The organism is Nocardia sp. NPDC127526 (assembly GCF_042672265.1).
Taxonomy (GTDB): Bacteria; Actinomycetota; Actinomycetes; order Mycobacteriales; family Mycobacteriaceae; genus Nocardia.
Genome location: NZ_JBHXVO010000002.1, coordinates 231,720 through 243,808, shown reverse-complemented (window position 1 = coordinate 243,808; position 12,089 = coordinate 231,720). Strand labels below are relative to the sequence as shown.

The window sequence follows — 12,089 nt, the reverse complement described above, 5'->3', positions numbered from 1 at the left end:
CTCACCCGACGGCGCCGCCACCACCGGCGACGTGCCCGCCGTCTGACGCGCCGTGAGCCGGAATAACCGCGGCGACAGTGTATTTGCCGTGCCCGTTGGAGCCCGCGTCGAGGGTGCCGCCGAGCATGGTGACGCGTTCGCGCATGCCGAGCAGGCCGTGCCCGGAGCCGGGGGCGGAGCTAGCGGCGATGTGCGGGTTCTCGACGCGGATTCGGATCTCGTGGGTGGTGATCGTGATGTCGACGTCGACGGGGGAGCCGGGGGCGTGGCGGATGGCGTTGCTCAATGCTTCCTGGACTATGCGGTAGGACGAGAGTCCCACGCTGGCCGGGGGTTTCGAGGCGTCGCCGGTGATCGTCAGGTCGATGTGGGTGCCGCCGGCGCGGACGGAGGCGATGAGGTCGGGGATGTCGGGGAGGGTGGGCTGGGGGAGCAGGGTGGTGTCGCCGGTGCGGAGGACGCCGAGGATATGGCGCATTTCGCCGAGGGCGACGGTGGCGCTGGTGCGGATGGTGGCGAGGCGGGTCTTGGTGCGGGGGTCGATATGCGGGTCCTGGTGCTGGGCGGCCTCGGCCTGGATGGCGATGACGGTCATGTGATGGGCGACCACGTCGTGGAGTTCACGGGCGATGCGGGCGCGTTCCTCCCACAGGGCGGTGAGCTGGCGCTGGCGTTCGGTGGTGTCGCGTTCGCGGCGCAGGCTGGTGCTGGTGGCGGCCAGGTCGCGCACGGCGATGACCGTGGACAGCACCAATCCGGACACCAGGGCCGCGCCCAGCACGCCCATCGGCCATTCGGCAGGGCGCAGATAGAGGGCGACCGCCACCGCGGTGACGACGGTCGCGGCCCACGCGATGGCGGCGGCCCGGGGCGTCGACTTGATCGCTCCGACGCCGAGCACGACGAAGTGGCTGTTGAGCATCGGGTCGATCCACAGCTCCACCTTCGTATCGGTGAGCAGCGAGGCGGCGGCCAAGGTGGCCAGCGACAAGGCCCAGCCCGGATACGGCGAGCGGGTCGCGACGAAGACCGCGACACCCTGGACGACCGCGAGAGCGAGCACCAGGGGCACGGGCAGATCGGTGGCCGCCAGCACGGTCGTGAAGACCACCGCGGCGGCCGCTACGGCGGCCACGGTGGTCAGCAGCACGGCCTGCCACGGAGCGAGTCGGATGGGCCACGCCTCCAGCACGCGCGCCGCGATGCTCTTCATACGTCCATCCTTGTCCATCATGGGTTCTCGCCCGGGCACCTGATCAGGTCAAGTCGCGGCGGCGGACCAGCAATAGGGCCGCGAGCACGAAGGCGGGCACGTAGACCGCCAGCGCGGCAACCGCTTCCGGCCAGGACAGCAGGGTCAGCACGCCGGGGGTCGTCTCCCCGCCGAGCGTGCGCAGCTCGCCCGCCAGCGAGCCCGCCGCCGAACCGGGCAGATAGTCGGTCACCGCGCCGGCGCTGCCGAGCAGCTCACCGAAGAACCGAAGCACGTTCTCCAGCACCAGGACCCACACCAGACCGAGCCCGACCGCCAGCGCGGGGCCGCGCGCCAGGACGCCGATCAGCACGCCCAGCATGGTCCACATGCCGAGGATCACTGTGCCACTGCTGATTCCGGCCAGCGAGCGGCCGAGCGACGGCAGCGTGATCGGCTGGGACTCGACCGCGGCGATGACGGTGGCGACGGTCAGATCCGCGGCGAACGCGCCGAGCACGACGGCGACCGCGACCGTGAGCAAGGCGACCACGGTGCCGAGCAGCGCCGTGACACGCGAAGGGCCCTGGGTGAAGACGGTCTTCCAGGTACCCCAGCCGTAACCGCTGCCGGTGGCGAGCGCGCCCAGGATCAGCATGAGCGCACCGCCGAACAAGACTGTGCCACCGACGAATTCCTCCGGGACCACCGCCGGCATCAGCTGCGCGAGCAGCTGTTCCGGGGTCTGCTCGGCGTCCTCGCCGCCGCTGCCGGAGGTGTAGCTGATGTAGTTGAGCAGATACATGAAGGTCAGATTCAGCGTGAACCACACCGCGACCAGCGCCCACAGCACCGGCCATCGGCGCAGCCGCAGCATTTCGGCTCGGATGCTCTGTCTCATGACACCGTCTCCACGTCCATCGCGGTCATCTCGAAATACGCTTCTTCCAAGGATCTTCCGGTGGTTCGCAATTCGTGCAGCTCGGCGCCGGCGTCGATGATCGCCCGCGCGATGCGCGGGGCCGCCTCGGCGCTCGCATCGACCCGGATGCCGGCCACGGTCGGCGCGGCCTCGGCGCCGGCCGCGCGCACCGCTGTCAGGGCGACGTCCTGGGGCTCGGCCCGGACGAGAATCGTGGTGCGGCCCCGCATTTCCGCGACGGTGGATTCGGCGATGAGTTTCCCGCCGTTGATCACCCCGACGCGATCACAGATCTCCTGCACCTCGGCGAGCAGGTGGCTGGACAGCAGAATGGTGTGCCCGGTCGCGGCGAGATCCGTGATCAGCGCCCGCATTTCGGCCATGCCGCCGGGATCGAATCCATTTGTCGGCTCGTCGAGAATCAGCAACTCCGGATCTCCGAGCAATGCGCAGCCGACGCCGAGTCGTTGTTTCATGCCCTGGGAATAGGTGCGGAATTTATCGTCGCCACGCGTCGCGAGACCCACTCGCGCGAGCACGCCGTCGACGGCGGAATCCGGTATTCCGCGGTAGCGAGCCATGACTCGCAGATTGTCCCGGCCGGACAGATAGGGGTAGAAACCGGGGCTTTCGATGAGTACACCCAAGCGTGCGAGGGCAGCGGGATCGCCTGGCGCGCAACCAAGTACACGGGCTGTGCCGCCGGTGGGCTCGATGAGCCCGACCAGCATGCGCAGCGTCGTGGTCTTCCCCGCGCCGTTCGGGCCGAGGAAACCATAGATTTCCCCGGTCCGCACGGTGAGGCTCACATTGTCGACGGCTACTTTTTCGTCATAACTTTTGGTCAGTGATTCGGTGACCACGATCATGAGAACAACGGTATATTTCGGACCGTCCGAGCACATCCCGCGCGAGAGGGATATCCCGGCGTAGCCCTCAGGAGGGACGCGCTATTCCACCGGATGCGGCAGCGCCGGCACCACGACCTTGAATTCGTTGTGCATGCGCGCGACCTGTTGTTTGCCCACGACCGTCTTCATCATCAGATCCCGCGCCTTGGTCGCCGCATAGCTCTCCCAGGAGGAGATGGTGCCGATCTTCCACGAAGCCTTCTGCAGGGCCTCGGTTTCCGGCCGCCGCGCCGCCTCGTAGGCCGACAGCGCCCGGCCCAGCGCCGCCCGATCGCGCAGATCGATCGGCAGAATCTGTCCGGCGAGCACGATGGCGTCCACGATGCCCTCGCTCGCGCCGCGGCCCAGATTGGGCGTGACCGCGTGCACCGAATCGCCGAGGAAGACGATCCGGCCCGAACTCCACGCCGGCATCGGCCCCAGCGCCCGGACACCGTGGTGCAGCATCACCTCCGGCGGTGTATCGGCGATGAGCTCGCGCACCGGTTCCGGGAACACCTCGAACCGGCGCACCAGATCCTGCTTGACGACATCGTTGGATTCGTCCAGCGACAGCGTCGGCGTGGCCAGGCCCGCGACCCAGAAGATGTGGTTGTTGCCGCAGTCCTTGATCACGATGCGATTGCCCCGGCCGAACAGCAGCGTGAACCTGTTCGCCCCGAACGGCGGCTCGTGCCGCGCCACCGCGTGCACCAGACGGTAACTGGCCGTGCGGAGTTCGACCTGCGGGAAGATCTTCTGCCGGGTCTGGGAGTTGATCCCGTCGGCCGCGATGAGCAGCTCCGCGCGCTCCACACGACCGTTCTCGAACGTCACCGTGACACCCTCGGCATCCTGTTCGACGCTCACCGCACGATGATTCAGCTGGATCGGCCCCAGATCCGGTGACCCGGCCAGCGTTTCGATCACATCCGACCGCCGGATCATGACCGGCAGTGGCGCGCCGTACATCTCGGCCAGCTCCGCCAGGGGCGCGTGATAGAGCGGCGTGCCGTTCTGATTGAAGAACTGCTGGCGATGCACCTCCGCGCCGCGCCGGCGGATCTCGTCGGCCAGGCCCAGCTCGGCGAAGGCCTTCATACCCTTGACCCAGATCTGCAGCGAGGCGCCGACCGTGCCGAAGGCGGGCGCCTGCTCGAACAGGGGCGCCACGATCCCGACCCGCCGCAGCGCGATGCTGGCGCTGAGCCCGCCGATCCCGCCGCCGAGAATGATGACGCGGCCGTTCGATGTGGTCATGTGCGCTCCTGGTGTGTGATGCGGTTCACGAAGTCGAGATCGAAATCGCCGGAACGGAATTCGGGATCGGCCAGAATGGCGTCGCGATGGAATCCGGCGCAGGTGGTCAGCCCCGGGCCGGTCAGCACGAGCTCGTCGAGGGCCCGGGTCATGCGATCGATGGCGGCGGTGCGATCCGCGGCCCAGACGATGACCTTGGCCAGCATGGCGTCGTAGTAGGGCGAGATCGTCATGCCCTCCTCGAGATGGCTGTCCACCCGCACCCAGGGCCCCGCGGGCGGGCGGTAGCTGCCGACGCGCCCGGTCGAGGGCGCGAAGTCGCGCGCCGGATCCTCGGCATTGATCCGGCATTCGATGGCGTGACCGCGTAGGACGATGTCGGACTGCCGAATACGCAACGGCAGCCCCTGCGCGACCCGCAGCTGCTCGGCCACCAGATCCAGCCCGGTCACCATCTCGGTGACCGGATGCTCCACTTGCAGACGGGCGTTCATCTCCATGAACCAGAACCCGCCGTCGCGATCCAGCAGGAACTCCATGGTGCCCGCGCCCTCGTACCCGACCGAGCGCGCACCGGCCACCGCGGCCGCGCCGATGGCGGCGCGCTGGGCGTCATCCAGTGCGGGCGAGGGCGATTCCTCGAGCAGCTTCTGATGCCGGCGCTGCACCGAGCAATCCCGCTCGCCCAGATGCACCACATTGCCGTGCCGGTCGGCGAGGATCTGCACCTCGATATGGCGGGCGCCCTCGAGATACCGCTCCACGTACAGGCTGCCGTCGCCGAAGGCCAGACTCGCCTCGGTCTGCGTCCTGCGATAGGCCTCCGCGATCTCCTCGCGCTCGCGAACCACGCGCATACCGCGACCGCCACCGCCCGCGGCCGCCTTGAGGATCACCGGATAGCCGATGCGGTCGGCGATCTCCTCGGCCTCCTCCGGACCGCTCAGCGTCGCGGTGGTGCCCGGCAGCAGCGGCAGTCCGGCCGCGCTCATGAGCGCCCGCGTCACCGCCTTGTCGGCCAGGGCGGCCATGGTCTCCGGCGACGGCCCGACGAACACCAGGCCCTCCTCCGCGCACACCGACGCGAAATCCGAGTTCTCGGACAGGAATCCGTATCCGGGATGCACGGCGTCGGCGCCGGTGCGCAGGGCGGCCCCGATGACATTGGGAATGTTGAGATAGCTGCGGCCCGGTTCCGGCGGCCCGATGCACACCGCGTCGTCGGCCAGCCGGACCGGCAGCGTCTCGGCGTCGGCGGTGGAATAGACCACCACACTGCGCAATCCGAGCTCCCGGCAGGCCCGCACGACCCGCAGCGCGATCTCCCCGCGATTGGCCACCAGGACGGTCTTGATCGGCCGCTCGCTGTCGGTCACCGCCTCGGTCATGACGCGATCTCCATGCGCGCGGGTTCGCCCGGCTCCAGCAGGATCAGGCGCTGCCCGTACTCGACGACATCACCGTCGGCGGGCAGGATCTCCACGACCCGTCCCGCACCGGGTGCGGTAATGCGGTTCATCAGCTTCATCGCCTCGACGATGGCGACGACCTGGCCCTCCTCCACGTAATCGCCCGGCGCGACGAAGGGTTCGGCTCCGGGCTCGGGGGCGCGGAAGAAGTGCCCGACCAGCGGCGACTCGATGGCGAGGGTCGAGGTGTCGGCTTCCTCGACGGCCGGGGAGGCGGCGGGGATCCGCTCGGGGCGCGGGGCGGGGCTGGAAAAGTCTTCGGCCCACTCGATTTCGAGATCGTACTCACCGGCGCGGATCCGCAGCCGGCGCGGCTGCGGGTCCAGGTCGGCGACCATGCCGCGCACCTCGTGGATCATGTGGCTCAGCGATTTGTCTGTGGTCAGCGATTTGTCGGTGCTCATCGGTGTTCTCCAATCGACGGGTTTGTCACGATCCGAATTCGCGGAACTTGCGGTACCTCGCGTCGACGAGGTCGGGGCCGGGCACGGCGCAGAGCCGGTCCAGGGCATTGGCGAGCGCCGCCCGCAGGTCGGCGGCCATGGTCACGATGTCGGGTCCGGCGGCGTCCGGCTCCGGGATGACGCCGTCCACGACGCCGAGCCGAAGCAGTTCCGCCGCAGTTATTTTCAGCGCCTGTGCGGCCTCGGACGCGGCACTGCGGCTGCCCCACAGGATGGCGGCGCACCCCTCGGGGCTGATGACGGAGTAGTAGGAGTTCTCGAACATCAAGACCGTGTCGGCGACGCCCAGGGCGAGCGCGCCGCCGCTGCCGCCCTCCCCGGTGACGACGGCGACGATCGGCACGGCCAACCGGCTCGACTCCATGATCGCCTGCGCGATGGCGCCGGCCTGCCCGCGTTCCTCGGCGCCGACGCCGGGATAGGCGCCCGGCGTATCGATCAGGGTGATGATCGGCATGCCGAATTTCGCCGCGTGGCGCATGAGCCGCAGGGCCTTGCGGTAGCCTTCCGGTTCCGGCATCCCGAAGTTGCGGGCGATCGATTCCTTGGTGTCGCTGCCCTTTTCGTGGCCGATCAGCATGACCGTGCGACCGCCGAGGGTGGCCACGCCGCCGACGAGAGCCGCGCTGTCGGCGAACATCCGGTCACCGCGCAGCTCCAGGAACGAATCGAAGGCGACCGCCGCGAAGCTCAGCGTGGTCGGCCGCTCGCGTTCGCGGGCGATCTTGACCGTCTCCGCTGCCGGGCGCGCGTTCACGGCAGCCGGGTCGGTGATCGCCACCGGCGGCACCCGCAACTCCTCCGGTGAGCCGGCCGTATGCGCGGCAAAGACTTTCGCCAGGTACGACCGCAACTGCGCGCGCGGCACGACGGCGTCGAGCAGCCCGTGCTCGAGCAGGAATTCCGCGGTCTGGAACCCGGGCGGCAGATCCTCGCCGATGGTCTCCCGGATCACCCCGGGCCCGGCGAATCCGATGAGTGCGCCCGGCTCGGCCACCAGTACGTCACCGAGCATGGCGAACGAGGCGGTGACCCCGCCGAAGGTGGGGTCGGTCAGCAGGCACACCACCAGCAGACCTTCCTCGTGCATGCGGGCAATGGCCTGGCTGGTCTTGGCCATCTGCATGAGCGAGATGCTGCCCTCCTGCATCCGCGCGCCACCGGAAGCGCACCCGAGGAGCAGTGGAAGCCGTTGTTCCAGAGCGAATTCCGCGGCCCGGGTGATCGCCTCACCCACGGCGGCTCCCATGGAACCGCCCATGAACCCGAACTCCATGACCGCCGCCACCAGCGGCGTGCCGTCGATCGTTCCCGCCCCGAAGATCGCGGCATCGCGTTCGCCGGTCTTGGCGCGCGCCTGCTCGATTCGCTGCCGGTACGGCTTGTGATCGCGGAATTCGAGCACATCGCGGGTCTCGATATTCTCGAAATCGCCCGGCGCCCAGGATCCTTCGTCGAGCAGCAACTCCAGCCGCCGCCGCGCCCCGATCCGCAGGTGATGCCCGCAGCGGGCGCACACCCGCAGGTTGCGTTCCAGCTGCGGCTTGTACTGGTACTCCCCGCAGGACGGGCATTTCATCCAGGTGATTTCCTGGTCGCTGCCGCTCCTGCCGACGGCGTCGATCAATTCGGTCATCGGACTTCTCCGTTCAGCTCTGAGTTCTGCACCCGCTGCGCGATGAACTCCCGCAGCGCGTCGGCGACGGGACCCGGCGCGTCCGCGTGCACGGCATGACCCGCGCCCGGCACGAAGACATGCGACCCGTGCGCCAGCCGGGACAGCGCGCGCGGCACGTGCGCGGGCGCCATGAGCGCGCCCGCGGCCGGATCGCCCTGTATGAGCAGCACCGGACACCGCAGCCGGGACAGCATCTCGTCGGGATCCTGTTCGCGCTGGTTGCGCCCTTCCACCCAGCGCTGGTTCAACTCCGGATCCGCCAGGCGCAGCGATACCGCGATGGAGCGCATGGCGTGGTTCGGATTGGCGTAGGGGATCATGGCTTCGCGCTGGCCCTGACTGAGCCGGTACAGGGCGGAGTCCACGATGACCACGCCCCGCACCTGCTCCGGCCGGGCCGCGGCGACCATCGCCGAGATCCAGCCGCCCATGGAATGCCCGACCAGCACCACCGGCTCGGCGACCACCTCGGTGAGGAACTGCTCGATATCGGCGGCGAAATCGCTCAGCGCGTAATGGCCTGCGACCCAATCGGATCGCCCGTGCCCGCGCAGATCGGGCGCGTAGATATTCCAGCCGGGCCCCAGGGTGCGCATCAGCAGCCGGAAGGTCTGCCAACGTGCGCCCAGCCCGTGCAGCAGGCACAGCGCCGGTCCGCCGTCCCCGCTGACATGGGCGTATTCGAGCGTTCCCGCGCGGGTGCGGAAGCGACCCGATGCGATGGCCGTCATGGTCAGGCCCAGACCAGGGTCATGCCGGCGTACTTCCATTTGCTGGTCTCGATGGCCAGCAGCATGACCTTGTCCCCGGACCGGATGCGGCCGGTGCGCGCGGCCTCGTCCAGGGCCAGGGGCACCGCCGCCGAACCGGTGGCGCCGACCCGCTCGATGTTCTCGTACACCTTGTCGCGCAGGGCGAGCCACTCGTCGGTGAGCAGCCCGGCCGCTTCAAGTTCACTGGTCATGTACCCGGCATTGCCCTCCGGCACGACCCACAGCGCGATGTCCTCGGCCGCAAGGTCACTGGCCCGCAGCAGGTCCCGCAGCGAGCGGGTGATCATGTGCGGGATGTACTTTCCGGATTCGACGACGTCGACCTTCAGGTCCAGCAGTCGTTTGGCCTGCTGCTGCTTGTGCTGCGGTGCGTGGGTGGAGCCGCCGATGACCTGCATGCCCGGCTTCTTGGCGCCGCCCATGGTCAGGATCGAGGACCCGAGTACACCGGTGCGGGTCTCCGGCTCGGCCTCCTCGGCGCGCAGCACGATCGCGCCCGCGCCGTCACCGAAGGTGTAGGCCACCAATCGATCCCGCATCCGGATCCGCTCCGGATCGATGCCGCGATACATGGGGACCAGCAGGGGTGAGATGGCTTCGCTGCCGATCACCAGCGCGGTGCGGAAGGCCCCGCGCTCCAGATAGCCCCGCGCGATATCGGCGGCCTCCACGAAACCCGCACAGCCGGAACGGACTTCGATGGTGGCGCATTCCTCGATGCCCAGCCGCTGCTGGACGTAGGTGACCGCGGGCGGCAGCAGGTGCTCCGGGCTGGCCGTCGACATGACGATCAGGTCGACCTCGCCCGGCTCCAGACCGGCTCGTTCGAGGGCCGCCGCGGCGGCGCCCGCGGCCATTTCCGAGTTGGTCACCAGGTGTTCGCCGGTCTCCGGATCGATCATCCAGTGCCGCTGCTTGACCTGGATGCCCTCGAGAATGTCCTCGGGCACCGGGCCGAGCAGCACCTCGACCTGCTTGTTGTCGATGGCTTCGCCGTGCAGGTAGCTGCCGGTGCCCACAATGCGTGCGGAGAATACGTTCGTTGCCATATCCGTTGTCGTCCTTCGTCTCTCGGGCTGCCGTCAGCTCACCGGCGCCAGCACGATGCTGAAATGGGTGCCGCCGAGCGAGGAACTGTTGACCAGCACGGCGCCGGGCCGGGTGCGGCCGGGGTGGAATGCGGCCAGCGCCGCCGCGAGCAGCCCGCCCACGCCGATCTGCTCGCCCAGCGCCCGCTTGGCGGCAATGCGCTCCGGACCGCCGTCGCCGAAAACCCGCCGCAGCGCCCGCTGTTCGGGAGCGTCGACGGCGAGCAGTCCGACCTCGTTGGTCCACACCTGGGCGATATCGGCGACGGTCAATCCGGCGCTCTCGATCGCCGCCCGCATGGCGCGCTCCATGCCCGCGCCACTGGGATCGGTGCGGCCGACGCCCAGTGCATCGGAAGCGGCGGCATGCCCGAGCACCTCGGCGTACACGGTGGCGCCGCGGCGGCGGGCATTGTCGTAGCTCTCCAGGACGACGGTTGCCGCGCCCTCGGCGAGGGCGAACGAATCCTGGGCGCCCATGGGCAGACCCAGGCGCCGGTAGCCGCGCGCGACCAGCGGGGTGATGGTGTCCGCCGCGGTGGCCAGGATGGCGGTCGCGCGCCCGACCGACACCAGGTCGTAGCCGTAGCAGAGGGCGTTGGCGCCCGCCGCGTGACCGGCGGTGACCGTCGAGGTCGGTCCGAGCGCGCCGAGCAGGGTGGCGACGCTGCCGGCGGCGGCGTTGTACACCGTGTTCGGGAACACGGCGGGATTGGCCGCCGCCGCTCCCTCATCGCGCAGCGGGCGCACGAACTGCTCCATGGCCTGCATCGGCCCGAGTCCCGTGCCGAAGACCACGCCGACCTGATCGGGATCCGCCGAGATCAGTTCGGCCCCTGCGGTTTCCAGCGCCTGGCTCGCCGCGAAGGTGGAGAGCAGCCCGAGCCGATCCATCCGGCGGGCCTCACGCCGCGTCAGGTGATCGCTCGGATCGGTCTCGATCAGGCCGAGCCGGATGCCGTCCTCGAGGCGCGCGCAGTCGCGGCCCTCGGCAATCGCACCGAGTGCCGCCTGCACGCCGATGCCGGCCGCGCCGACCGCACCCGCGCCCGTCACCACCACCCGCGTCGACCGCACCGCCGGTCGCGCACCCGCAACCGGGCGGTCCGCGAAGACCACGCTCGCATTCGCGCCCGCGAAAGCGAAGTTATTGGAGATCGCGGTGTGCGCCTTGGCGATTCGTGGCTCGACGGGAATATGGTCGAGCACGCACTCCGGATCCGGCCGCAGCAGGTTCGCCGTCGGCGGCAGCACGCCATTGCGCAGCGCGCCGACGGTAATGATCGCCTCCACCGCGCCCGCGGCCCCGAGCAGATGTCCGATCATGGACTTGGAGCTGCTCACCGGCACCGCATCGGCCGCGTCGCCGAGGGCCAGCCGCGTCGCCTTGGCTTCGGCGCTGTCATTGCGCGGAGTGCCGGTGCCGTGGCTGTTGATGTAGCCGATATCGCTGTCGCGCAGCCCCGCCCACTCGATGGCGGACCGAATGGCGCGGGCGGCGCCCGTCCCGTCGGGCCGCGGCGCGGTCGGGTGGTAACCGTCCGCGGACAGACCGTAACCCCGCACCTCGCAGAGCGCCTCGATATCGGCGGCCGCCGCCAGATCGGCGCGCGCCAGCACCAGCATGCCGCTGCCCTCGCCGAGCGAGAGCCCGGTGCGCTTGTCCTGGTAGGGCGCGGCCGGCGTCGGCGACAGCGAACCGAGCGAGTTGAAGCCCGCGTACGCCACATCCGACAGCGCGTCGGTCCCGCCGGCGAGCACGATATCGGCGCGGCCGAAGGCGATGAGATCGGCGGCGTAGCCGATCGCGTTCGCCCCCGCCGCACACGCGGTATTGACCGACAACACCGGCCCGGCGCACCGGAAGTGCGCCGCCAGCGATTCGGCAATGGCTTGCGGCGGACCGTACATGGCCAGTTCCGCGGCGCCGTCGCCGCTGCCGTCGCCCAGCCATTCGAGGGTGCTCAGCAACCCGGCATTGCAGGTGCCGAGCACAATGGCCCGGCGCTCCGGCTCCACCTCGGCGACCAGCGCACCGGCCGCGTCCATGGCCTCGGAGGCGGCCGCGAACGCGAAATCGAAAGCGCGATCCCGGAATCCGCCCACCTCGGCGGCGATCGGCGACGGCGGCACGGGGGAGCGCACCTCACCGCCGATCCGGGTGCGGTAGTCATCCATCGGCAGGTGTTCCACCGGACGGATGGCGACGTGGCCGGTGCTCACGCCGTCCCACAGCGCTTTGGCCGTATCACCCTGCGAGGTCACGGCGCCGACGGCGACGACGACAACGGTCTGCAGCGGTGTCTGCGCGAAATCTTCTCGTTTCTGCACGGGGGCACTCCTGTTCATGATC

At 69.6% G+C, this 12,089-nt stretch carries 10 protein-coding genes; all 10 read right to left on the bottom strand.

Annotated features, from left to right (window positions below):
* Position 1: 1 nt before the first annotated feature.
* Positions 2–1,213, bottom strand: a complete 1,212-nt coding sequence (locus tag ACFVIV_RS04220) for a sensor histidine kinase (RefSeq protein ID WP_379193327.1) — start codon at positions 1,211–1,213, stop codon at positions 2–4.
* Positions 1,214–1,256: 43 nt separating this feature from the next.
* Positions 1,257–2,093, bottom strand: a complete 837-nt coding sequence (locus tag ACFVIV_RS04215) for an ABC transporter permease subunit (RefSeq protein ID WP_379193326.1) — start codon at positions 2,091–2,093, stop codon at positions 1,257–1,259.
* Positions 2,090–2,983, bottom strand: coding sequence for an ABC transporter ATP-binding protein (locus ACFVIV_RS04210; RefSeq protein ID WP_379193325.1), 894 nt, complete (start codon positions 2,981–2,983; stop codon positions 2,090–2,092). Before ACFVIV_RS04210 ends, ACFVIV_RS04215 begins: the two co-directional genes overlap by 4 nt.
* 81 nt (positions 2,984–3,064) lie before the next feature.
* The gene (locus tag ACFVIV_RS04205) at positions 3,065–4,264 is read right to left on the bottom strand and encodes an FAD-dependent monooxygenase (protein ID WP_379193324.1); all 1,200 of its coding nucleotides are present in this window, start codon (positions 4,262–4,264) and stop codon (positions 3,065–3,067) included.
* Positions 4,261–5,652 carry an acetyl-CoA carboxylase biotin carboxylase subunit gene (gene accC / locus ACFVIV_RS04200; protein WP_379193323.1) on the bottom strand — a complete coding sequence of 464 codons (1,392 nt, stop codon included), beginning with the start codon at positions 5,650–5,652 and terminating at the stop codon, positions 4,261–4,263. Before accC ends, ACFVIV_RS04205 begins: the two co-directional genes overlap by 4 nt.
* Positions 5,649–6,137, bottom strand: a complete 489-nt coding sequence (locus tag ACFVIV_RS04195; protein WP_379193322.1) for an acetyl-CoA carboxylase biotin carboxyl carrier protein — start codon at positions 6,135–6,137, stop codon at positions 5,649–5,651. Before ACFVIV_RS04195 ends, accC begins: the two co-directional genes overlap by 4 nt.
* A gap of 25 nt (positions 6,138–6,162) precedes the next feature.
* Positions 6,163–7,833, bottom strand: coding sequence for an acetyl-CoA carboxylase carboxyltransferase subunit alpha (locus ACFVIV_RS04190; protein WP_379193321.1), 1,671 nt, complete (start codon positions 7,831–7,833; stop codon positions 6,163–6,165).
* Entirely contained in the window at positions 7,830–8,606 is a 777-nt protein-coding gene (locus ACFVIV_RS04185; protein WP_379193320.1) for an alpha/beta fold hydrolase, read from the bottom strand. Before ACFVIV_RS04185 ends, ACFVIV_RS04190 begins: the two co-directional genes overlap by 4 nt.
* A 2-nt stretch (positions 8,607–8,608) precedes the next feature.
* Complete coding sequence (locus ACFVIV_RS04180; protein ID WP_379193319.1) at positions 8,609–9,697, bottom strand: 3-oxoacyl-ACP synthase III family protein; 1,089 nt, start codon at positions 9,695–9,697, stop codon at positions 8,609–8,611.
* 33 nt (positions 9,698–9,730) lie between these two features.
* The gene (locus tag ACFVIV_RS04175) at positions 9,731–12,067 is read right to left on the bottom strand and encodes a beta-ketoacyl synthase N-terminal-like domain-containing protein (protein ID WP_379193318.1); all 2,337 of its coding nucleotides are present in this window, start codon (positions 12,065–12,067) and stop codon (positions 9,731–9,733) included.
* Between the last annotated feature and the right edge of the window lie 22 nt (positions 12,068–12,089).

Bases quoted from the DNA above. Each gene is read 5' to 3' on its own strand.
- ACFVIV_RS04215 (WP_379193326.1), bottom strand. From the start codon at position 2,093: ATGAGACAGAGCATCCGAGCCGAAATGCTGCGGCTGCGCCGATGGCCG.
- ACFVIV_RS04190 (WP_379193321.1), bottom strand. From the start codon at position 7,833: ATGACCGAATTGATCGACGCCGTCGGCAGGAGCGGCAGCGACCAGGAA.
- ACFVIV_RS04205 (WP_379193324.1), bottom strand. From the start codon at position 4,264: ATGACCACATCGAACGGCCGCGTCATCATTCTCGGCGGCGGGATCGGC.
- ACFVIV_RS04195 (WP_379193322.1), bottom strand. From the start codon at position 6,137: ATGAGCACCGACAAATCGCTGACCACAGACAAATCGCTGAGCCACATG.
- ACFVIV_RS04210 (WP_379193325.1), bottom strand. From the start codon at position 2,983: ATGATCGTGGTCACCGAATCACTGACCAAAAGTTATGACGAAAAAGTA.
- accC (WP_379193323.1), bottom strand. From the start codon at position 5,652: ATGACCGAGGCGGTGACCGACAGCGAGCGGCCGATCAAGACCGTCCTG.
- ACFVIV_RS04185 (WP_379193320.1), bottom strand. From the start codon at position 8,606: ATGACGGCCATCGCATCGGGTCGCTTCCGCACCCGCGCGGGAACGCTC.
- ACFVIV_RS04180 (WP_379193319.1), bottom strand. From the start codon at position 9,697: ATGGCAACGAACGTATTCTCCGCACGCATTGTGGGCACCGGCAGCTAC.
- ACFVIV_RS04220 (WP_379193327.1), bottom strand. From the start codon at position 1,213: ATGAAGAGCATCGCGGCGCGCGTGCTGGAGGCGTGGCCCATCCGACTC.